The 20,113-nt window shown below is 64.1% G+C and carries 20 protein-coding genes and 1 tRNA gene; 9 read left to right on the top strand and 12 right to left on the bottom strand.

Annotation, left to right across the window (positions count from 1 at the left end; all coding sequences use genetic code 11):
* Positions 1 to 11: 11 nt before the first annotated feature.
* On the bottom strand, positions 12 to 743 hold the full coding sequence (locus tag ACPEH8_RS03370) for a helix-turn-helix domain-containing protein (RefSeq protein WP_262071336.1): 732 nt from the start codon (positions 741 to 743) through the stop codon (positions 12 to 14).
* A 117-nt stretch (positions 744 to 860) separates the two neighbouring features.
* On the opposite strand from ACPEH8_RS03370, the gene ACPEH8_RS03365 reads away from it, so the two are divergent.
* Positions 861 to 1,340 carry a GNAT family N-acetyltransferase gene (locus ACPEH8_RS03365; RefSeq protein WP_136003950.1) on the top strand — a complete coding sequence of 160 codons (480 nt, stop codon included), beginning with the start codon at positions 861 to 863 and terminating at the stop codon, positions 1,338 to 1,340.
* A 7-nt stretch (positions 1,341 to 1,347) separates the two neighbouring features.
* Here the strand turns inward: ACPEH8_RS03365 and ACPEH8_RS03360 are convergent, their stop codons facing one another.
* Positions 1,348 to 1,635, bottom strand: coding sequence for a hypothetical protein (locus ACPEH8_RS03360; protein ID WP_017356220.1), 288 nt, complete (start codon positions 1,633 to 1,635; stop codon positions 1,348 to 1,350).
* A 219-nt stretch (positions 1,636 to 1,854) separates the two neighbouring features.
* Here ACPEH8_RS03360 and ACPEH8_RS03355 point away from each other — a divergent pair, with 219 nt between their 5' ends.
* Positions 1,855 to 2,112 (top strand): hypothetical protein, encoded by a 258-nt coding sequence (locus ACPEH8_RS03355; protein ID WP_017356219.1) that lies wholly within the window; start codon positions 1,855 to 1,857, stop codon positions 2,110 to 2,112.
* Positions 2,113 to 2,185: 73 nt separating this feature from the next.
* Here ACPEH8_RS03355 and ACPEH8_RS03350 read toward each other — a convergent pair whose 3' ends face one another.
* Both ACPEH8_RS03350 and ACPEH8_RS03345 read right to left on the bottom strand, forming a co-directional pair.
* Entirely contained in the window at positions 2,186 to 2,635 is a 450-nt protein-coding gene (locus ACPEH8_RS03350) for a PA2169 family four-helix-bundle protein (RefSeq protein ID WP_017356218.1), read from the bottom strand.
* Between the two features lie 209 nt (positions 2,636 to 2,844).
* Positions 2,845 to 4,062, bottom strand: coding sequence for a hypothetical protein (locus ACPEH8_RS03345; RefSeq protein WP_423666039.1), 1,218 nt, complete (start codon positions 4,060 to 4,062; stop codon positions 2,845 to 2,847).
* A 50-nt stretch (positions 4,063 to 4,112) separates the two neighbouring features.
* Here ACPEH8_RS03345 and ACPEH8_RS03340 point away from each other — a divergent pair, with 50 nt between their 5' ends.
* Together ACPEH8_RS03340 and ACPEH8_RS03335 are read left to right on the top strand one after the other, a co-directional pair.
* Positions 4,113 to 4,574, top strand: coding sequence for a hypothetical protein (locus ACPEH8_RS03340; RefSeq protein WP_423666037.1), 462 nt, complete (start codon positions 4,113 to 4,115; stop codon positions 4,572 to 4,574).
* A gap of 360 nt (positions 4,575 to 4,934) precedes the next feature.
* Positions 4,935 to 5,426, top strand: coding sequence for a DUF6265 family protein (locus tag ACPEH8_RS03335; protein ID WP_166472905.1), 492 nt, complete (start codon positions 4,935 to 4,937; stop codon positions 5,424 to 5,426).
* Positions 5,427 to 5,441: 15 nt separating this feature from the next.
* Here ACPEH8_RS03335 and ACPEH8_RS03330 read toward each other — a convergent pair whose 3' ends face one another.
* From ACPEH8_RS03330 to ACPEH8_RS03310, 5 genes are all read right to left on the bottom strand, one after another.
* The gene (locus tag ACPEH8_RS03330; protein WP_136003945.1) at positions 5,442 to 5,927 is read right to left on the bottom strand and encodes a hypothetical protein; all 486 of its coding nucleotides are present in this window, start codon (positions 5,925 to 5,927) and stop codon (positions 5,442 to 5,444) included.
* Between the two features lie 51 nt (positions 5,928 to 5,978).
* The gene (locus ACPEH8_RS03325; protein ID WP_423666035.1) at positions 5,979 to 6,764 is read right to left on the bottom strand and encodes a DUF3011 domain-containing protein; all 786 of its coding nucleotides are present in this window, start codon (positions 6,762 to 6,764) and stop codon (positions 5,979 to 5,981) included.
* A gap of 77 nt (positions 6,765 to 6,841) precedes the next feature.
* A tRNA-Arg gene (locus ACPEH8_RS03320) sits at positions 6,842 to 6,957 on the bottom strand.
* Positions 6,958 to 7,195: 238 nt separating this feature from the next.
* The gene (locus ACPEH8_RS03315; protein WP_423666033.1) at positions 7,196 to 7,810 is read right to left on the bottom strand and encodes a hypothetical protein; all 615 of its coding nucleotides are present in this window, start codon (positions 7,808 to 7,810) and stop codon (positions 7,196 to 7,198) included.
* 405 nt (positions 7,811 to 8,215) lie between these two features.
* Complete coding sequence (locus tag ACPEH8_RS03310; RefSeq protein ID WP_423666031.1) at positions 8,216 to 8,614, bottom strand: hypothetical protein; 399 nt, start codon at positions 8,612 to 8,614, stop codon at positions 8,216 to 8,218.
* Between the two features lie 97 nt (positions 8,615 to 8,711).
* On the opposite strand from ACPEH8_RS03310, the gene ACPEH8_RS03305 reads away from it, so the two are divergent.
* The 5 genes from ACPEH8_RS03305 (at position 8,712) to ACPEH8_RS03285 (ending at position 11,644) form a co-directional block, all read left to right on the top strand.
* Complete coding sequence (locus tag ACPEH8_RS03305; protein WP_423666029.1) at positions 8,712 to 9,377, top strand: SOS response-associated peptidase; 666 nt, start codon at positions 8,712 to 8,714, stop codon at positions 9,375 to 9,377.
* Between the two features lie 151 nt (positions 9,378 to 9,528).
* Positions 9,529 to 9,693, top strand: a complete 165-nt coding sequence (locus tag ACPEH8_RS03300) for a hypothetical protein (protein WP_168355653.1) — start codon at positions 9,529 to 9,531, stop codon at positions 9,691 to 9,693.
* A gap of 123 nt (positions 9,694 to 9,816) precedes the next feature.
* Entirely contained in the window at positions 9,817 to 10,314 is a 498-nt protein-coding gene (locus ACPEH8_RS03295; RefSeq protein WP_136006311.1) for a ferritin-like domain-containing protein, read from the top strand.
* A gap of 128 nt (positions 10,315 to 10,442) precedes the next feature.
* Positions 10,443 to 11,081, top strand: coding sequence for a DUF6766 family protein (locus ACPEH8_RS03290; protein WP_423666027.1), 639 nt, complete (start codon positions 10,443 to 10,445; stop codon positions 11,079 to 11,081).
* A gap of 14 nt (positions 11,082 to 11,095) precedes the next feature.
* Positions 11,096 to 11,644 (top strand): cysteine hydrolase family protein, encoded by a 549-nt coding sequence (locus ACPEH8_RS03285; protein WP_136006305.1) that lies wholly within the window; start codon positions 11,096 to 11,098, stop codon positions 11,642 to 11,644.
* A gap of 554 nt (positions 11,645 to 12,198) precedes the next feature.
* On the opposite strand, the gene ACPEH8_RS03280 is transcribed toward ACPEH8_RS03285, so the two are convergent.
* Genes ACPEH8_RS03280 through ACPEH8_RS03270 form a run of 3 tightly spaced genes read right to left on the bottom strand, consistent with a single transcriptional unit; the run spans position 12,199 to position 19,594 of the window.
* A complete protein-coding gene (locus tag ACPEH8_RS03280) occupies positions 12,199 to 12,546 on the bottom strand; it encodes a hypothetical protein (protein ID WP_136006301.1) in 348 nt (115 codons plus the stop codon).
* Between the two features lies 1 nt (position 12,547).
* Positions 12,548 to 15,139 carry a hypothetical protein gene (locus ACPEH8_RS03275; protein WP_423666025.1) on the bottom strand — a complete coding sequence of 864 codons (2,592 nt, stop codon included), beginning with the start codon at positions 15,137 to 15,139 and terminating at the stop codon, positions 12,548 to 12,550.
* A gap of 6 nt (positions 15,140 to 15,145) precedes the next feature.
* Complete coding sequence (locus ACPEH8_RS03270) at positions 15,146 to 19,594, bottom strand: phage tail protein (RefSeq protein ID WP_423666023.1); 4,449 nt, start codon at positions 19,592 to 19,594, stop codon at positions 15,146 to 15,148.
* Positions 19,595 to 20,113 lie beyond the last annotated feature (519 nt).

Below are 20,113 nucleotides of genomic sequence, written 5' to 3'. Positions count from 1 at the left end.
CTTGACCGGAACTACTGCCGCGCGTTGCGCCGCACGTCGGTCGGCGTGACGCCACACTCGCGGCGCAATGCCCGGGTCAGCGCACTCTGTTCGGAGTACCCGGCCTGCACCGCGATCTGGGCGATCGGGAGATCGCTTCCGGCCAACTGCGCACGCGCCCAGCGCAGCCGGCTGGCTGCCACCCAGGCCTGCGGCGTCAGATCAAACGCCTCGCGGAACAGCGCATGCAGCCGGCTGCCGCTGACACCGGCCTGCGCCGCCATCCGCGCGACCGGCCACGCCTGCCCCGGCTCGGCATCGATGGCGGCGCACAACGCATGCAGGCGTGCGCGCCCGCCGGCCCGCCCGAACGACTGCAGCAGCAGCGGCAGTCCGCGCCGCGCCACCGACGCCGCCACCCGCCCCTGTGCATCGCCCAGCGCAACGGCCTCGCCCACCAGCGCGCGCACCGGCCGCGACAGTGCCAAGAGCGGCTGACGCCGCCACCCCTGCAGATCATCATCGTCCAGCAGCGCCTGCGGGCAGTCCACGATCAGGAAGCGGTTGTCGCCCCGCGCGCATTGCGCATGACCGGCATCGGGCACCACACAGGCGCCCAGCACCCGGTCCAGCACGACGCCCTTGCCCTCCAGCTCGAACGCCAGATCGCCGCGCACCGGCAGCACCCATTGCAGGAAGTCGTGGCGGTCCACGCTGGAGGTGGTGCCGTAGCTGCGGAGGTGGAAGGCGGGCGAGGCGGACATGGGGAACATCGTAGGGCGGCACGTCCCAGTGTGGGCGCGGCGTCAGCCGGGCGCAAACGGCGGCGGTTCCAGCCGGGCCGGTGCTATAGTCGGGCGGCCATTCATGCAGGTGCCACGATGCAGTTTTACGTCCTCAGTGAGCATCCCGAATGGATGCCCCTCCTCGCCCAGTGGTACTTCGACACGTGGGGGTGCCATGTGCCCGGGCACACGCTCGCCGATGAGCAGCAGCGACTCGAGGTGTTCCTGCAGGCAGACGAACTGCCGCTGCTGCTGGTCGCGGTGGACAACGACGTACCTGTCGGCGCCGCGCAACTGAAGTTCCACGAACGCACCGAGCGTCCAGAGCGCCTGCACTGGCTGGGCGGCGTGTACGTGGCGCCCTCGCACCGTGGCACCGGCCTGGCCGCGACGCTGATCGACGCGCTGGTGGCGCGCGGCGCGGCGTTGGGCGTACGCGACCTCTACCTGCAGACCGAGGTCGATGATGGCGGCCTGTACGCCCGGCATGGGTGGCAACGGCTGGAATCGACCCGCCACGCCAGTGGCGTACCGGTGCGCATCATGTGGCGCCCGCTCGCTGCGGACGCCGGCTGAGGCCGGATCAGCGGAAGCGCACCGGTTGCGGCGCCGGCCGATCGGCCAGCGAGCCCAGCGTGAAGGTGTAACCGGCCTCTTCAAGCAGCTTGCGCATGCGCAGCTCGGCGCGCTTGGGATAGGCCAGCGAGGTCGGCGCGTGCAGGGCATAGGAGGTGGACTTGCCCGGCAGCGATTCACGCGACACCGAGGACTGGTTTGTCTCGCACGCATTGGACCACAGGTCCATCAGCGCCTTGGGTCCGATGGATTGATTGTTGCCAAGACGAAGCGTCAGCCAACGCATGTGTTCCATAGGGGATCCAAAACGGTCTCTGGTTCCGAGTATGCACCAATTCCCGCACCCCCGTACGTCACCGTCGGTAACGCCCCCGGCATCGGATTTCCGACAGTCGATCTTCATGAACACGTACCCGGCGCGGGAATCAGACGAACGGTAGTTGCAACCTCTCCGGCATCGACGCACAGTGCGCCACGCCGCCCCCGCGGCAGCCCTTGGATACCACGTGCCGCCATGCCCGCCACTGCCCATCAGCAAGCGGAATTCAGGTTCGCGCGCGAGTCGCTCGCCCGGCTCTGGCGTAGCGATATGCGCCAGGCGGAGCGGTGGGCGCGGTATGACCTGATCCGTGAGCACCTGGTACGGCAGTGGCCTGCGCAGGCCACCCGGATCGACTGCATGATGCTCGACTGGGTGAGTGCGCTGCGACACCCGGCCCCCCCGGCGGAGGCGACCGATACCGTTCGCGCCGATCCGGACTGCGCCAAATGAAAACGCCCCGGCAGGCCTGCCGGGGCGTTTTCGTTGGACATCCCGCCGTGCGCCACGACGGGCGTCGGTGTGGTCAGCGCTTCATCGCATGCTTGCGGTCGCGCATCACGGCATGGCATTCCTGCACCTGCGGCAGCAGGCGCTGCACCTGGTCGCGCGCAGCCGGCGGAGTGTCGGCATCGGTCAGTGCATCCTTGAACGCCTTCAGCAGGCGGTCTTCGGACTCTTCCAGTTCGGCGACATAGCCATACTGCGTGTCGCCCAGCGTCGCACGCACCTTGCCGTAGAACTGCTGCATGCTGCCGACGAACGTGCCGTGATCGGCGGGCTTGCCACCGGCGGCGAGCACCGTCGTGCTCAGCGAACGGACGATCTCGTCCTTGACGCCGGCGATGCGGGTGAAGAGCGCCGCAAGCTCGGCGTCTTCTACCTTGCCCGCCGCCTCGGTGTAGAACGCCTTGCCGTCGCGGGCAATCTCGATGAGGTCGTTCAAGCTGTGCGTGGTCTTCGATTCAGTAGTCACTGCGGTGTACTCCAGTCTGTTCCGGGAAGCCCGTGGTGTTGCTCGGGTGGAATGACTTTTCCGCATTGCAGATGATGCCCGCGTGACACGAAAATCCTGCGATTCAGCCACGTCATCGCATCGTCTGAACCATGTTCACGCCGCGTGCCGGAGACGTGTTCGCCGGCTCCACGCGGCGGCGAACACGCCCTGCTCCCGTGTGGCGTGGACTACAGGCCGCGAAGGCCCAATGCGGACAGACGGCCGAACGGCATCACCGTCAGTCTGTCGCAGTTGCCTGCACCGACGCCGGTCCACTTGCCGGACTTTACGATGCCGAAGCCGGAGTTCTGCCAGAACACCGCCGCACCGCTGTCGCCGCCGGTACAGGACAGTGCACTGCCCTCCACCCGTACCCAGTCCGGGTTGCAGGCGATGCTCGCCCCGCAGGTGCCTTCGGGTACGTGCGTCACCGACACCACCCGGCCACAGCTGTAGCCGGACACCGCGCCACGGAAGCACAGGTTTGAGTCCTCCATCGGTGCGGCATACATGAACATGATCGAGCGCTTGCCATACTCGCTGTTCGAACTGCCGAACACTTCCTGCGTCACGCCGTGTGGCGCCGGGATGGTGTGCCACTGCACGTCATGACTGCCGTCGAAAATGGCATTCTGGAACGTCAGCGGGAAGGTCACCTTGGTGTTGTTCTGGGTACTGCCGTAGTTGCCGTAGATCAGCGCATCCGGACAGTGCGCGGCGGTGATGATGCCGCGGGTGTTGGTGGCCTTGTGCAGCACGGCAAAGCCGGTGGTGCAGTAGTCATTGTTGTTCTGCAGTACCGCGCCGCCGCTGGCATTGGACGCGTTGCTTTCCCTGCCCTGCGAGTGCTCCAGCTCCACCTTCAACCCGGATACGCGCTCGATTTTCGGCAGCACCCGCGCGTACCGGGCGGCCTCGTCGGCATTGCCTTCGATACTCACCACAACGCGGTTGTCGCCCGCGAAGCCGGTGATGCCCGATACGCCCGGAATCAGGCTGCGGATCAACGGGGCGGTGTCCTTGATCCGTGTGCGGAACTCCTCCTGGGTGAAGGTGCGTCCGACACGGAATTCCACCCGCGTCTCGCCGCTCGCCGTGCGGATCACCCGCGACGGCACCGGGCGATCGCCTTTGAGATCCACGCGGATGTACTGGTCGGGAGCGTGCATCAGCCGGATCGCGGTGAACCGCTCGGCGAACTCGCCCTGGAGATTCTCGCTGAACGGAGCCAGTTCAGCCTGGACCTGCAGCCGGCGTACCGCCTCGTCCATCGTCACCTGATCGTGGCCGGCCATGTAGGCCTTCACCGCCACCGCCAGTTCCTCGTCTGTTTCCGCGTCCTGTGCAGCGGCCACACCCGACCCTGCCACGCCCGCCACCATCAACAGCCATGCAATCCGTTTCATCTGCAGTCCTCTCATGATGTTGTCATGAGGGCCAAGGCGCCGCAGGCCTCGTGAAACTGCACCTTCATGTGCAGCAGAGAGAACCTATCACTCACACCAGATGTGAAATGGGGTATCAATTGCAGAACCGGCAGGCACCCATGTCCAAGAGCGCGTACCATGCCGGCATGAACACACCCGATCCAGACCGCAGCGCGCCGCGCCTGCTGGGCTTCGACGTGCCCGATCTCCAGGCCGATGTCGATCCTGAGGAAGACGAGGCGATCACCGCGATGCTGGATGTCGAACCTTCGGCCCCGTGGCTCGTGGTCTTTCGCCGCCAGGTGGAAGCACTCAAGGGTGAGCTCGGCCTGGCCAGGGTGCTCATGTCGGGCCGGACGATCCGCTTCTACGGCTCGGTCGCCGACAGCCGCCGCCTGGCCAACGAAGTTGCCGGGCTGATTCACGATGTCACCGCCGAACTGCGCGGCAACGGCCGCACGCGCGCAGACGCGCACGCCGGTCGCGACTAGGCGGCGCACCTCCGCGCTGCGTGCGGGGCCGGCGGCTGCTCGCCGGGGGGCTCTTCGCGCGGCGGCGGGTCAGGCGGCGGATCGCGCTCGGGGGGCACTTCGTTCGGCGGCTCACGCGGTGGCGGGTCCTGCCGGATCGGTTCTTCGACCGGGGCCGGCGGCGCGGTCGGTGGCTGGCCGGGCTGTGGCACCTGCGCGACGGCATGTGACCCGGCACGGACGTGCGCGTGGGCATCGAAGACACGCATGCGCGGTACTCCTGCAGAAAGATGCACCGAGCATGGCCCTGGCCATGTCAACGACGGGCGAGGACACGCATCCGGCCGTACACTTCCCCGATCACCCCGCGGGACGTCGACCATGCGCAGAACGCTGCTCACCCTTGGACTGCTCACGGCGGCCGGCGTATCGGCGGCCCCGCCGGCTGCATCGGACCTGGCCCCTCTGGCGTGGCTGGCCGGCTGCTGGGCGCGCGACGGCGCCGACGCTGGCAGCGGCGAGCAGTGGAGCACGCCCGCGGGCGGGACGATGTTCGGCATCGGCCGCACCGTCAAGGGCGGCCGCACCGTCGGTTTCGAGTTCATGCAACTTCGCCGGCAGGACGACGGCGCGCTGGCATTCATTGCCTGGCCCGGGGGTCAGGACCGCACCGCGTTCCGGGCGATCCGGATCAGTGCGGAGGAAGCCCGTTTCGAAAACCCCGACAACGACTTTCCCCAGCGGGTGATCTATCGCCGCGACGGCGACACCCGTCTGCTGGCGCGCATTGAAGGAGCTATCGGCGATCCTGGCAAGGCCGTGGATTTCCCCATGACCCGCGTTGCCTGCGACACCGCGCCGTTGCCGCGCTGACGTCGCGCCGGGGACTCAGTCCAGGGCCGTCAGTGTCAGCTGCATCATGGTCTCTTCCGAAGGCGCGCTGTAGTCGAGCGCATAGCGCAGCTCGACCCGGAACATATCCTCCGACGCGGTCAGCCGGGTGAACCGTGCGGTGCCCGACCAGGCATCCACGCCGGTGTTGCCCAGGTAACCCACGATGCGCTGCCCCTGCAGGCAGGCGAGCGTGCGGTTGACGTTGTACTCCATGAACTCGGTGGACGTGTTGTCCATCAGCCAGGCGCAGAACCGCGTGGCCGCGAGGTCGCCCTCGGCGTGCGTGCAACGCTTGTAATGGTTGACCATCCAGACGCCACCGCGGACCAGCTCCACCGAGGTTGTCTGCCCGGGCGACAGTCCCTTTCCCCACGTGTCGATCTGCGCGCACATCGCGTTGTCCGACGCCTTCGGACCGGTTGCGCACGCAGCCAGCAGCAGACAGGCCGCCCCCAGCACACCGCCGTTGAATCTCATCATGAGCCACTCCCTGACCGCATCGGGGAAGAGTGCCACGCGGGGCATCGAACGTCAGCGCTGGCGCATGCGGGTCAGGCTGGACACCGTGCCGTCGTTGCCGACCATGCACAGATGGCGTCCGTCGGCATAGTCGACGATGACTTCCATGTAGCGCTCACCGACCGGCACCTGGGTCACCAGCGTACCGTCCTCGCCCTTCCTGGCATTGCAGGCGGCCAAGGCGTTGCCACCGCCAGCGGCGGCAGACGAACGCGTGGGCGCGGACGTATTGCGGAATACCGCCCGGCAGCCACCACTCACCCACACCGAGTGACGCGAGAGCCCCCAGGTCTGCCCCTCGATGCAGCGGGCGTGGCTGAGCTGGCGATCGACGATCACGGTGCCACGTGTGTTCATGTCGCAGGACGTCTGCCGCTGATCGTCCGATTCGCAGGTCACCTGATTGGGCAGGTTGTCATCGTTCCCGTCATCGCGGCGCGCGTCGTCATGGTGAGGATGCGCCGGTGGCGGGGTGCCAGTGGCGGTGGTTACCTGGCACACGCCGTTGGCCCCGCCCCTGCCGGTATAGGACACCTGCGCCGATCCGTCCGCACCGGTGCTCAGCGACACCTTCAGCCCGCTCCTGTCGTCACGCGCCTCGTAGTAGGTATCGCTGAAACGCTTCAGCACCGCCTCGCGCCCGTCCACATAGACCGGCCCGCCCTCGTCGGCGTGGATCTGCACGCCACCCGGGCACTCGGCATTCACCCTCGGGATCGCGGCATGACTGCAGAACGGCAGCATCAGCGCACCCACCACCACGGGAACGGCAAGCATCCGGCCAATGGGATACGGCATCTGCGACCTCCTGGACGCGCGGGATCGCGCCGGTCGAGTGTGTGATCCGGCGCGGGCCGTGTCCATAGGCGTGAAGATGGTGACCCCGGCCCGATTCGAACGGGCGACCTTCCCCTTAGGAGGGGGGCGACCCGCCTATATGTGTCAATGGTTTCGGCCCGGCTTGTGCCAAAGCTGTGCCGGTTTGGTCGTCTACGAGTGCCTGAATAGACAGCTGGAGCTGGATGGCAGCCAAGTCCCCGCCAGCCACCAGAGGGTGGGATTGAAAATCCCCGTGTCGGCGGTTCGATTCCGTCCTCGGCCACCACTATTCAAAGGGCTCGCAGAAATGCGAGCCCTTTTCTATTTCCAGTTGCACGGAATTTGCACGGATCAGTGGGGCAGGCGCTCGCCCGAGATCCGCGTCGAACGAGCAGGACAGGGCCACGCGGCTAGAGCGCACCCAGGTCCTCGACGGTCGCGAGGCCATCCGAGAGCTTGGCCACCAGCAAGCGGCCACCGGCCACCGTGCGCCCGGACCGATCGTTTAAGTACACAGCTTGGAGTCGACTGGCTTCCACTACTGCGGCGGCCTCGAAACTGTCCGGCCGCCCCCGCAGCGGCTCTCCTGGTGAGGCGAGACCGCCCTCAAGGAGCTGGACCACTGCTCCCCTTCCGCTGGCGTCCTTGGCGTAGGCCGTAGCCATCATCCTGTCGTTCTGCGGTGACCAACCGCCCAGGACGAGTTCTGTGTGCAGGTCGCTGCGCGGGATCCCTGCCCTGTCTGCGGCCTCCACGTACGCTGGCCACACTTTGTCGATCACCAGCCCCAACTCGGCCATGAGCTGCTCCATCGTGAAGTCCGCCCGAAAGCTGGCCTGCAGGCACAGCTCGTAGATCCTCAAGAAGAACTGGGCGGAGCCCCGGCAGGCCAGCACGAGGTTGTGCTGAGGTATGAGCAAGAGCTTGGCGCCTTGGGACTGCTGTCCCGTTTGCGCGTCCTGCGCGAGCGTGTCAACGGCCACCAGCAGCTTGTCGGGGCGTAGCAGGACGTTGAGGATGCTCATGGGGAAATATGGCAGGTCCAAGGCGGGACGCCACTATTACGGGCGATCACCCCTCGCGTCTACGCCCCCGAGAGGCGGGGCGTCGGTTGACCCTAGGTGCTGAATCGGGAACTTGACGTGTGAGTACTTGGCGAGGACCTCGGCCCGCAACCGGTCCTGGTGGCGCGCAACCCATAGCTCGGCCCCTATGATCCCGCTGTCATAGCTCTGGCAAGGCCTCTTATTCCGGCGCTCCCGCTGCACGTCCAGCTCGGCGAACCACGCCCCGGTGTCCACCCGCTGGTGAAGTCTGACCACCCACTGCCCCCGGTGCCGGATCACGTCCGGGCGGCAGTCAGGGCTCGGGAGGGACATTGCCCATTCGAAGTCGTGAGGAAGCATAGGAGCAGGATACGGATGACCGTCTCAGGCCCTGCGATCCGGCAGCGACAAACCAGGCTTGGATTGCGCCCTATGCATCAGGAACTCGTCGCGTACCCGCTCGTTGTGGCTACGCCGCGAACACCTGCCAGGAAGAGCCCACAGTCCCTGCTCGTTCACGTCGGCATCCCAGTCCGCGCCGGCGAGGGTCTCGTCAAGCTGGTGGGGACGGCGCGACGCCCGATAAATCGCATCCGCTACCGCTTCCATCTCATGGACGAACCAGCGGTAGCCATTGACGCAGATCGCCGCCGGCTGGTCGTTCGGACCTGGATATTGGGGCAGCAGCTCTTGAAGACCGGCGGCAGCCTCAGCGACCGTCAGAGTCCGGAAGTTGGGTGTGGCCGCCCAATGGTCGAGGATGCGCACGGCACCGGGAGTCATGGCGTTCTCCTTCACTAGCCGGGCACTCGATACTCACGCCCGGCGGGTAAAAGTGGCGCGAATGCCCCCTCACTAAACGGGGAACGGGATCACAATTATGTGCGGCCGATTCGTCCAGACCCCCATTCGCGACGCTGACGCGAGGCTGTTCCCCCAGCTCGTGGGCGACCTGCTGTCGATGCCAGCCAGTTACAACCTGGCCCCGACCCAGCGCGCGTCGGTGATCCTGGACCGCGGCACTGGCCTCCAGCTCACCCGGCTGTCGTGGGGCCTCCTGCCCTTCTGGGCCAAGGCCAAGAAGCTCCAGGGCTCCACCATCAATGCCCGGATCGAGACGGTTGCGGACAAGCCGGCATTCCGCGCGGCGTTCAAAAAGCGCCGCTGCTTGATACCGATGGCCGGCTACTACGAGTGGTCGGTCAACGAAGAGGACGGGAAGAAGGACCCGTGGTTCATCCACGCGGCTACCCCGCTCTGGGCCGCCGGCATCTGGGAAGGCGCCAGCCCCCTGCTGGACCCCGACAACCTCGGCACCTTCACCGTAATCACCGGCGACAGCAGCGGCGTGTCAGCGGACATCCACGACCGCATGCCGGTGTGGCTGGAGCCGGCCCAGGCCGAAGAATGGTTCACGGCCGACGCCGAAGCGGCGATGGCCATGCTTCTGGCCAGCCAGCCGCCGGCAATGGAGGCCTATCGTGTCAGCCGTGCGGTGAACACCCCCAGCAACAACCGCGAGGATCTGCTCGCTGCCGTGGCCTAATCGGCCAAACGAACGGTGAACGCGCCGGCGTCGCGTTGGCGTTAAGCGCGCCGCCCGTCGCCGTCCTGATCATGACAAGCGCCCAAGCAGAGCGCGTCATCCTCACGCCCGCAGCGATACGGTTGTGCGGGGCCTTAACGGAGCAAAGACCATGAGCAAGCTTCCTCTCAACCCGACCGCCGATGTTGACGACCAAGACAAGGCACACACGCCCGACAAGCTTCGCAACGATGACGCAAAGTGGAAGGACAAAGATATGCCGGAGCAAGACGAAACAGCCCGGCCTGACGATTATGAACAACCGCCAAAACCTTGAGCGCGGGAATGGGAGGCGCGGGTCTGGTCGAGAGTGTCCATGCCGCTTTCACACGAATGGGCGCCACTCCTAACGATTGCCGGGATATGTTGAAACTCCGCAACTCGACAGGAGCTTTCTGAAATGGCGATCAAAACAGCAGAAGACCTTTTCATCCACGAGCTTTCGGACATCTACAGCGCCGAAAAGCAACTCACTAAGGCGCTCCCGCGCTTGGCCCGCGCAGCATCCGACCCTGAGCTCTCTGCCGCGTTCGAGACACACCTTGAGGAGACCCAAGCTCAAGTTGAGCGGATCGATCAAGTTGTGGAGCTGCTCGGCATCCGTCTGAAGCGTATTAAATGCGCCGCTATGGAAGGCTTGATCGAGGAAGGCAAGGAAGCGATCGATAGTATCGAGGAGGGCCCCGTGCGCGATGCGGCTCTCATCGGCGGTGCACAGAAGGTAGAGCATTACGAGATTGCTTCCTATGGCACCATTGCCGCGCTCGCCAAGCAGCTGGGCTACAAAGCGGCTCTTCCGCTGCTTATCGAGACGCTGGATGAGGAAAAGGCTACGGACGAGAAGCTGACAATGTTGGCCAAGGGAGGCGGCAATGCAAAAGCCGCACAGGCCGCGTAGAAGGTGATGCGCTGACATGGATTGTTTCAACCCCTCGCACTTGGAGCGGCATTCCGTGCCGCTCCTTTTCCCACTACCGAGCGCACGGTCGCTTACTGAGTCGCTGCGCAAACCGAGGCCCGACTGGTATGTGGCAGAGAAACGGTCTATCAATCGTGCTTTTCTTGCTACTCGCATGCTTTCTGATTGGCCAGATCTGGACGGGACTGCTCACGCATAACCAAGAGCTGGCAAAAGCAGGCAGGGGCACGGTGGATCTCTGGGCTTACCTGCACAGCGGCCATTTCGTCAGCGCTACGTTCGAGAACTGGGAGAGCGAGTTCCTTCAAATGGGCATGTATGTGCTGCTTACGGTCAGCTTGAGGCAGAAGGGTTCGGCAGAATCCAGGCCGATGAATCCTGCAGATGAACAGGAACGTATTGAGCCTGGCCCTGAGCCCTGGGCGGTTCGCAAAGGCGGGCTCTGGAAGCTTCTTTACGGCCACTCCTTGGCGATCACCTTCGCAGGCCTCTTTATCATTTCCTTCTGCCTGCACCTGGCAGGCAGTTGGCGGGCGGAGGTAGACGAGCAGCTGGCGCATGGCGTCGCGCCACCCACGTGGTGGGACCACCTGTGCTCCAGCAGCTTCTGGTTCGAGTCCTTCCAAAACTGGCAGAGCGAGTTCCTAGCCGTTCTGGCGTTGGTGGTTCTGACCATCTTCCTCCGCCAGAAAGATTCGCCCCAATCCAAGCCTCTCGCCGCACCCCACAGTCAGACCGGCGATTAAATTCCTGCCAACACATGAAGAAGAAAACACCGGCACTGCTCATCGTGGATATGTTCACCCGGTTCGACTTCCCGAATGCAAAGGGTCTCGAACCGGCCGCCGTACGGGCAGCAAGCCAGATCGCACGTCTCAGCCGGAATTTTCGTGCACGAAGTCTTCCCGTCATCTATGCCAATGACAACTTTGCTAACTGGCAAATGGACTTCAGAGACCTGGTGCGCGTGTGCCTGGCAACAGAGGGCGCTTCCTCAGTGATCGCAGAAAAACTGCAGCCCCAGACCGGTGACTACTTCATTCTCAAACCGAAGCACTCTGCTTTCTTGGCAACCCCGCTTGCAATTCTATTAGCCAAATTGGGCACGAACGAGCTCGTGGTTTGCGGAATGACCACCGAGTCATGCATAGCTGCCACATGTTTTGACAGCAATGCTCGCGAATATGACACCGTGGTTATCCGGGAGACGGTTGCGTCGAGGGGTTCGCGAAAGGAGACTGCGCTCCATCTATTACAGGATTCCAACGCAGCGCGGGTACTCACGCTCAGGAGCTATCTATCGCGTTGAGGGAGGATGCACAATGACGAGAACGCGCCCGCACGTGCCCGGTGCCAGCCATTTCCAAGCCTGCTTTCACAAGTACTGTGAATATCACGAGTCCTTTGCTTACCTCACGTTATCGCAACACCGGTGGGCGCAAGTTGAGCCTACGCCGAGCCTATGCGGATACGGCAACAGCGCAGGGGACCCGAATTTGGCCATGTTGAGCCAAATGCACAGGAGGCTCGAATGCCAAACACTGGCTTGTTCTATCTTCTGGAAGTCAATTTCGCACCCTGTAGCCGAGAGACCGAGGTTTCGTTGGTGCGTGCGGACTGCAACAGCTGTCACCACATGTTCACTGGAAGGGAGGAACCGGAACTACACCCGATTGGGGCCAGTGGCGCCGTTCTCACTTGCCCTCGGTGCGGAAGTAGGCAAGCGATTTCTGGCGCTCGCTTCTTGGAGTTCCTAGTGCGCTTTCCCTGCGGATATCGGAACAGGTCAACGGACGCATCGCTTCGAGACCTGGAAGACTGATATGCAACGAGTCAGCTTCGGCTCATCGTTTTCCCTGTTCGCTATTCTCCATCCAAGAGCAGCGTCAGCCCCCCGGTAATGTTGTTGGCGTAAACGGTGTCTGTCGCCGCTTTGATCATAGCCATCAGCTTCCATCCAGGCTCCACGCTTTCCTCGCCGGTTACCGGGTGCTTCACGGTGTAGTCCCGCGCCAGCAGCTCGCTGATCCTTGCCGGTAGCACCCCGAGAAAGGTCCGCTCCAGGACCGTGCCGTCGGACTGGGTAGTGATCTTCTCGAAGTGGAAGGTCACCGGACCGTCGTTCGTGTACGGACTCCAGTCGATCCCGATGCGAGGCGCGATCGCCTCAACCTTCGTGCCGAACTGTTCGCTCTCGCTGATTACTGCCACGTCAACCCTCCGTACTGATCAAGGACAGCTCCTGGGAGCCGATGTGGAAATTGCTGCCGTTGGCCTCGGCCAGGGTGATCGGCCACAGGCCCGCCGCGCCGCTGAGCAGCACCCGATAGGCGAACGTCCCGACGCCAGGCAGGCCGTCGGTGAACGTGACACTGCCACCGACAGACGCTTCGTAGCTGTAGCGTCCCCACAGGTCGTCGTAATAGACGGCGGTCTGGCCGCCGACCTGCATCGAACTGACCGTCTCCCAGGCACCGCCGTTGTAGCTGCGCTGCAGGGTCATGATCACGCTGTTGGCCACCACACCCGGCGTACCGGAGTCCAGGTAGCCGGAGTTGTAATAGGCCAGGCTGAAGACCACTGTCTTGGGCGCTCCACCGGTGCCAAACGGCGGCGACTCCACCGTCGCGGCCGTAGAGACGGCCGTCGAGCGGTAGGCGTTGCGCCGGATGCCGGCCGAGAGTGAGCCCCCAAAGAAGCCGGCCCCCTTGTTGTCGAACCACAGGAGGCCGTTCGCCTTGCTGCAGGCATTCACGTCTGAGCCGACGCCAATCCAGAACAGCAGATCCCCTGTCGTTCCGAATGGCTTGCCATGCGCCAGCAGAAGACCGCCCGACCGCGTCAGCCAACGGCCACCCTCGAACGTGGTGCTGCCGGTATTGTTCGGGTCTACGATTCCGAAGCGGTCGGCCACGACGTCGATGCGGCCGATGGTGCCGTTGTTCACCGAGGTCATGCCGATGGCGCGGCCGTTGACGTCAAGCGCCCAGGTGTAGGACGCCTGCAGCTGGCTTTGGCCGTTCTCCAGAGTCGTGGCGCGAACCTCCAAGGCCTGCGTGGCCGACGCGGTGCCGCCGATGGTCACCTCGTCGCTCCACACCGTCGGCGCCGCGCCCAGTTCCAGCTTCAGCCGGCGGAACGACGATACGGCGTCGGTGACCTCGCAGATGATGCCAACCAACAAACGAGTGGTGCCGGCGGGAACGTCGATCGTGCAGCTGTACCTGGTCCAGACACCGACCTTGGCCGGGTCCGACAGCGCGGTGACCGACCCGATCAACCCGTCATTGTTGTACGCGCTGATCGCCAAGCGGGCATTGCCTTGCAGCCCGTTGCGGAAAATCTCTCCGGACAGCGTGTGCCTTCCAGGAGTAATAGGCCCCGGGATGAACTGGTAGGACGTGTCGTTGCTGGTGGTGGCGTGGATCGCCGCGAACGGTCCAAAGCTGGCGTCCGAGTACGCCCCACCGCTCGCCGGGGTGGTCCACGATGCGAAGCCGCTCCGCCACGTGGGGTTGGCGATCATGTTGGGATTGGCTACGGTGGAAGCCTTCACCTGTGTGATCGCGGTGCTGTTGGCGCTGACGGCGCCCTCGAGCTGCTGAACCTCACTGCGGAGAACCTGCAGCGCGGATGTCTCCGCCTTGCCCTCCACCGTTGCGTTGACCTGTTCGATGCGCTGCCCAAGCGCGGTGTCACGGCCCACACTGGCCTGCTCGACGGCAGTCACGGACGCGTGGGAAGCGAGACTGCCATCGCCGGCAGGTAGGCGTGCAACGACAGCGTCTGTCCGCTGAGCCTGCGCTGCGTCGCCGGTGGCGCGAGCCTGTGATTCGGCCACGACCGATGCTTCGCTTGCAACCATGCCCGAACCTGCTGGCATGCGCGCCTGCACCGCCTGCAGTTGGCCCGCCTGGGCCTCATCGGCTGACACCCGGGCATTTCGCTCCGCGAAAACACTGGCCTCACTCGCGACCGCGCCAGCCCCGACCGGCATACGCACCTGAATCGCCTGCAGCTGCGCGGCTTGGGCCTCGATCTCGCTCGCGTTGACGGTGGTCATGGACAGCGCACCAGCGACTGCGTCACCCAGCGATGCGTACTCGCCGATCAGCTCCCACACGGCAGGAAACAGATCGGGCTGCTGTCCGCTGGTCTCCACCCGAGCGCGATACAGGCGACCGCCGGCCTGCACCAGATCGCCGACGGGGTACACGCCGTCGAATGACCATTCGTCCGCCTCGAGGATATCGGCCACCTGTGCCGCCACCGCGTCCGCCCGTGCCACGGCGACGTCTCGAGCGAGGTCGGCCTTGGCAGTCGCGTCGGCTGCCGCTGCGGCAGCCACGCGAAGATCTTCATTGAACCGGTCGATGCGCTCCTGACCGATCTGCCGGTTCAGCTCTTCCATCTCCGCGTAGTTCGGCACTTTGCCCGGGGTGCCCTCCACGATGGAACCCTCCCCGGGCTTGCCGCGCACGCTCGCCGTGATCTTGAACCACCACGCCTGCCCGCTCCCGTCGCTGTAGAGATAGCGGGTTTCCGTCGTACGGTGGATCTCCGTCCACGGGCCCTCCTGCGTCGGCCCCCGTTCGATGATGTAGACGACGCCCGCCTGGTCTACCGCCGCCCATTCGATCACCACCCCGTCAGCAACCGGGTTGGGGACAACGCCGTCCACCGGCGGCGTGACCGCTGCCGTGTAGACGACCGGGAACCATGAGGACTGCCGGGGCGCCGCCGGCGTCACCGACGGAAGCGCGCCCGCCCCGATCTCGATCAGGGTGATTTTCCTTGCCTGCATTGGGAACTACCTTGCGTTGAGCGCTTCGCGCATCGAGGAACTGGTGCTGGTGCGCACGCCCTGCGTGGTCACCGCGAGTAGGTCGTGCAACAACTTGTTTTGCTCGGTCAGCAGCGCATTGCTCTGTTGGACGGCTGCTGTGGTTTCGGCCTGCCCCTTCCCATCGACCACCAGGTCAAACACGGCCCGGCTGAAGTTGTCGGGAAGAGCTTCGATCGCATCGGCGAGCTGGCCCATGCTGGTGCCGTCGTCCATGTCCAGATTCCCGACCTTCATGCCGTCGATCAGCCCGGTCACCTGGCCGAACAGGTTGTTGTAGTCCTTGCCACTTGAGTAGAGGTTGCGACCGAAGCCCAAGGCCGCCTGTGCGGCCGCCTGCGCCGCGCCGGCATCTCCCCCCGATACCGCGCGCTCCAGCTCGCGCATCGCCTCTTGCAGCTTCTCCTGGTCCGTCAGCGGTGACAGGTCGCTTATCGACAATCCATACTTCATTGCCTTCTTGTCGGCGTCGATCTGGGCCTGCAGCTTCCCCATGCTCGTCGCGCGCAGGACCTCGATCTTGGCCAAGTCCTCCGCCCGGGCACCAGACAAACCGAGCGCCTTGGCGTAGTCGTTGGCCGCCTTAACCTGCTGGCGGTAGGTGCGTTCGATCGACAGGGCCTGCGACTGATACTGCGAAAGGTCTCCGGTCAGTAGTTGCGTCGAAACATCCGCCATCAGTGCACCGTAGCTTTTGGCCGCCCCGGTCAGTCGAGCATAGGCATCGCTCATCGTTTCGCCAGCGCGGGCCAAGTCTCCCATGCGGTCAACTACTGCGGTGATCACTCCGTCGCCGCTGCGGCTCCACAACTGGGCAGCATTTGCAATGTCTGCCTGGATAGCAACGGTAAGGCCGGCCACCTCGTTAAGCTTGGCCGCGTCACTGCGGTAGCGATCTGCCAGACGTTCTATTTCGTCAGCTGCGCCGTAAGCCTTGGCCACCGCCAGCATGTTCTCGCCAGCCAAACGCTGGGCAAAGGCCTCTTCTGCCTCGTAGTAGACCCGCCCGGCAATCTGGCCGAACTCCTTGGTCAGGTTGCCATTCTTGTCGAACTCCTGTCGAAATGAGCCCGCCACCATTGGTGGCACCGCCACCCCCAGCGCTGCAGCCGCTTGCCCCATCGCCTTCTCGATCTGGTCGAAGAGGTCACGCACGGACTGCAGCGCCGCGTCGTCCATCGCTGCGCGATTGGTTCGGCTTTTGGATCCCCGGAAGAGGCTCCGCTTCTTGGACTGAGTGGTTTCACTGACACCAGACACGCCGGAATCACCGATGTTGAACTGGCTGGCGCCACCGGTAGTCTTCCAGCTTGTGCCAAACAAACCGCCTCCGGTGACCTTGTCCAGGGCAAATGCACCCAAGCCAATCCAGCCGGCAGGCCCGATACTCTTGAGCCCGCCGGTCAGCGCGCCCATCAGCCCTGAGCCGCCCTTGTAAGCAGCCATGCCGGCGGAGATGGCGCCGCTTACGGCGTTCCCGGCAAAGCCGCCGGCCAGCGTGGAAACGCCCTTGGTGAACAGGCCGTCGCCGCCCTGCATCCCCATCATGCCGCCGGCCAGCGCGCCGCCCCAGTTAATGCCCGACAGCGAGGACGCCTTGCCGCCAAGCCCGGTGAAGGCTGGCATGTTGTTGCCGAATCCCATCATCGACGCTGGGTCCGTGCGGGTGCCAGTGGCGAAGCGGGTCTGGAAGCCTGCAGCGGCCTGGCCCTTGGACACCAGCGCGGCCACGCTGGCCAGATTCTGGCCGCCGGCGGCGGTCCCATTGCCCGACAGAATGCTGTAGCCAACTCGGTCAAGGATGCTGGTCTGGATCGGCAGCACCAGTTTCTGCTGCAGCAGCTGGCGGGAAAGGTCGCGCAGGCCCTGCCTGGCTACGTCCTTCAAGTCCCCCCACAGGCTGCGCCAGTCGCGCATCCCGCCGGCAACGAACTCCGCCATAGCATCGGCGGCATCGCCGACACCGTAGATCACCACGTTGGCCCAGGCCTCGACATTGGCCGCGGCCTCTTCCATCTGCAGCGACAGCGCAGCGGAAGCACTAGCCGCGGCCAGAATCGACCGCTCGTATTCTTCATAGCTCGTCGCGCCCTTGGCCAATGCCAGCGCTTCCTTGCCACCAGCGGCCTCCACCGACTTTTGCAGCTCTTGTCGCATGTCGCGCTCGTTGAGCAGCTGCCGGCGATATAGCTCCCGCGCACGGCCGATCTTGCCCAGCATGGCCAGCTCGCCGTTCATGGTCGCCAGCAAGGCCTCCGGGCTGGTCATGGCCCGATCAACCTCTGCCGCTACCTTGGCGTATTCCATTGCGCTTTGGGCCATCAGCACGTTGGCATCACCCTGGGCGATGTTGCCCTTGGCCAGGGCGGCGTTGTACTCACCCATGTTCTGCAGGTGCCTGGCCATCGCCTCGTCGAGCGGGCCTTTCATTGCCGCTGCCGCCAGCTCCGCCTGCTGCGTGTATCTGGCCAGGGCCTCGCTAACTACCTTCTGTTCCTTGGCCGAAGCCTTGTCGGATGCGCGTGCGGTCTGCGTCGCCTTCTGGGCGGCTTCAGTCTGTCGGATCAGGCTCAGACCCTGAGCGATCTGCTTGTTGTAGGCAGCCCGCTGCTCGGTGGTGAGTTTGTCCACACCACCAGCCGCATTGATCTTCTGCCCAACATCGACCATGAACGCCGCTTCGGCGCCCTGCTTCAGGCGGACGAGGTTCACCAGCTGACTGTCAACACTAGCCTGCAGCGACTTCAGGTGCTGGTTAATTCCTTCGGACGCCGCGTGAGATGCGACAGCCTGCCGATTGAGCGCGGCAGTAGTTGCGTCGGTCTGGCGCTCAGCCGCGCCGCTCACTCCGGTAAGCGCACTGAGTACAGCGCGCTGGCGCTCGAACTCGAGGCTACTGGTCGCTGCGGCTGCGGTTTGTTGCGTCAGAGATTTCGCGACAGTCTGCGCTGCAGGAGAGCCGTCGATCATCGTGCGCCAGGCCGCTTCAAGCCCCGCAGAGAATTCATCGGCGGAGAGCTTTCCGCCGTGGAGACTCTCCTTTAGCCGGGTGGTTTCCTTGATGAATGCATCGGCATGAGCCACGTCCGAGTACGCCGCCGCAGAAGAGATCATTTCCTGAATGGACTTTGTGACCTCCCTATACGACTCGCTAATTCGAGCATCGAGCTTCAGCAGCTCGCCGGCACGCTCCTGCTTATTCAGCTCCGTGTACTTGGTGATCGTGTCGTCCAGCGTCCCGTTGAAGTCGATCAACGCGCTGTCCGCCTCCTTGGTGCTGTCGCGAATCATCCACCAGCCAGCCGCTGCGGTGGCGATCGCAGCAGCGATCCCGACAGGACCGCCGAGCGCGGCGTAGGCGGACTGAAGCCCCTGCGCTGCTACGCGCGCAGCCGTCTGCGCAGCGGTCAATCGCACCGTCGGCGGGAGCATTCCCATCATGCCTATGGATGCTCGATTTGCCACCACGGAGTTGGCGGCCCACAGCGCGTTGAGTGCCGAAATCCCGGCCATCAGCTTGCCACCTGCATAGAAGACGGCAAGGCCGGTTCCAAGCGGAACCGCCGCTGCCGCGACCACCCCCAGGTTGTCAGCGAACGAATTTACTGCGGTCGTTGCCGCAGCAATTCCTCCGCTTTGAGCCTGGCTTCCCAGTAGGTCATCAAAGGAGTTCTTCAGCCCCGTCAGGGCGCCGCCAAGCGTGTCACGGGCTGCAGCCGCGGCGCCAGCGTAAGAGCCCTCCATGACGCCCATGACCATAGCCTGGGCTTCCGCGAGACGGCCCGTTTCAACCAGCGAAGCCAGCATGTCTTTCTGCTGTTCGGTGAAGAGGAAGCCCTGTTTGGTAAGTGCGGAAATTCCTTCAGTCGGATACTCAAGCGCCTTGCCAATGGTTTCGGCCGACTGAGTGATGTTCTCGCCAAGTCGCACCGACTGGTCAATTGCGAGCTGAAGAGCCCGTGGGAAGTTCTCTCCTACGATGCCCGTGTACGACAACAGGCGCGTCTGCGCATTGACGATCTCACCGGACGAGTGAGTGGTCGCCTTGGCCATCTTGTCAGCCATATCGACCAGCTGCCGGCTGTTGAAGCCGGCGGTCTGCCCCGTGGACTTCAGGATCGCATTCAACTGGGCAAGTTCATTCTGCGCGTTCACGGTCTCCGTAATGAACCGCCCCAACAGGGCCCCGCCTCCAATCGCGCCAAAGCCCTTTGCCAGCGAAGACATGCTCAGGTCGATGCTGGTAACCGACACCTTTGCATCGCGGGCGGCCTGCGCGAAGCTGTCGGACATCTCGCGCTGCATCTGCCGCATTGCCCTTGCGGCGCGATCAGAAGCCCGAGCAGACTTTCCAAGGTCGCGTTCGAAGCTCCCGGTTTCTGCGAGCAGATCGACGGTCAGAGTGTAGAGGGCCATGTTTCACCAATAGAAAAGGCCCGCTCGTGGCGGGCCTGTACTTAGTCGTTGCGCCACCGAGGCGCGTTTCAACAGCTACGGCCTATTTGGGCCGTGAACGCTTAACGAGCTGGCCGTCGATGACCAGCTCTTTGAGGAACACTCCATCCTTAGACATCGTGCAGCGCGCGGCTGTGTCTACGTTTGCTCCGAATCCGTTCATGAGCGTCAGTCCTTCCCCAGCAACCCAGGTCACGACGATGCTATCGCTGAAGGTCTGGACCCCGGATGGCCCAGGAACACGCGCAGATGAAGGGTTCTTCGCGGACTCTTTGATCCACTGCCTACATCTGTCGCTGGCCGAAGCCTCTACCCGTTCCTCTGGTGATTTTCGTCCGCCAATCTGCATCCAAGCGAACGCCCCGACCACTACAACGAAGGCAATTCCAGCAGCTATCCAATCCTTGGACGTATAAACCCTACTCATCGGTCATTAACCCCTCAGCCATGAAGGGTAAAAATTGTCGCACCGTGCGGTAA

Source organism: Stenotrophomonas sp. NPDC077461, assembly GCF_049545475.1.
In the GTDB taxonomy this organism is placed as follows: domain Bacteria; phylum Pseudomonadota; class Gammaproteobacteria; order Xanthomonadales; family Xanthomonadaceae; genus Stenotrophomonas; species Stenotrophomonas nematodicola.
This window is presented reverse-complemented; position numbering and strand designations above follow the sequence as displayed.

What these genes read in the sequence shown, in the direction of transcription:
- ACPEH8_RS03310 (WP_423666031.1), bottom strand. Translation starts at nt 8,614, where the DNA reads ATGACTCCCGGTGCCGTGCGCATCCTCGACCATTGGGCGGCCACACCC.
- ACPEH8_RS03335 (WP_166472905.1), top strand. Translation starts at nt 4,935, where the DNA reads ATGCGCAGAACGCTGCTCACCCTTGGACTGCTCACGGCGGCCGGCGTA.
- ACPEH8_RS03275 (WP_423666025.1), bottom strand. Translation starts at nt 15,139, where the DNA reads ATGCAGGCAAGGAAAATCACCCTGATCGAGATCGGGGCGGGCGCGCTT.
- ACPEH8_RS03330 (WP_136003945.1), bottom strand. Translation starts at nt 5,927, where the DNA reads ATGATGAGATTCAACGGCGGTGTGCTGGGGGCGGCCTGTCTGCTGCTG.
- ACPEH8_RS03305 (WP_423666029.1), top strand. Translation starts at nt 8,712, where the DNA reads ATGTGCGGCCGATTCGTCCAGACCCCCATTCGCGACGCTGACGCGAGG.
- ACPEH8_RS03365 (WP_136003950.1), top strand. Translation starts at nt 861, where the DNA reads ATGCAGTTTTACGTCCTCAGTGAGCATCCCGAATGGATGCCCCTCCTC.
- ACPEH8_RS03290 (WP_423666027.1), top strand. Translation starts at nt 10,443, where the DNA reads ATGTGGCAGAGAAACGGTCTATCAATCGTGCTTTTCTTGCTACTCGCA.
- ACPEH8_RS03370 (WP_262071336.1), bottom strand. Translation starts at nt 743, where the DNA reads ATGTCCGCCTCGCCCGCCTTCCACCTCCGCAGCTACGGCACCACCTCC.
- ACPEH8_RS03360 (WP_017356220.1), bottom strand. Translation starts at nt 1,635, where the DNA reads ATGGAACACATGCGTTGGCTGACGCTTCGTCTTGGCAACAATCAATCC.
- ACPEH8_RS03325 (WP_423666035.1), bottom strand. Translation starts at nt 6,764, where the DNA reads ATGCCGTATCCCATTGGCCGGATGCTTGCCGTTCCCGTGGTGGTGGGT.
- ACPEH8_RS03355 (WP_017356219.1), top strand. Translation starts at nt 1,855, where the DNA reads ATGCCCGCCACTGCCCATCAGCAAGCGGAATTCAGGTTCGCGCGCGAG.
- ACPEH8_RS03315 (WP_423666033.1), bottom strand. Translation starts at nt 7,810, where the DNA reads ATGAGCATCCTCAACGTCCTGCTACGCCCCGACAAGCTGCTGGTGGCC.
- ACPEH8_RS03285 (WP_136006305.1), top strand. Translation starts at nt 11,096, where the DNA reads ATGAAGAAGAAAACACCGGCACTGCTCATCGTGGATATGTTCACCCGG.
- ACPEH8_RS03345 (WP_423666039.1), bottom strand. Translation starts at nt 4,062, where the DNA reads ATGAAACGGATTGCATGGCTGTTGATGGTGGCGGGCGTGGCAGGGTCG.
- ACPEH8_RS03295 (WP_136006311.1), top strand. Translation starts at nt 9,817, where the DNA reads ATGGCGATCAAAACAGCAGAAGACCTTTTCATCCACGAGCTTTCGGAC.
- ACPEH8_RS03270 (WP_423666023.1), bottom strand. Translation starts at nt 19,594, where the DNA reads ATGGCCCTCTACACTCTGACCGTCGATCTGCTCGCAGAAACCGGGAGC.
- ACPEH8_RS03300 (WP_168355653.1), top strand. Translation starts at nt 9,529, where the DNA reads ATGAGCAAGCTTCCTCTCAACCCGACCGCCGATGTTGACGACCAAGAC.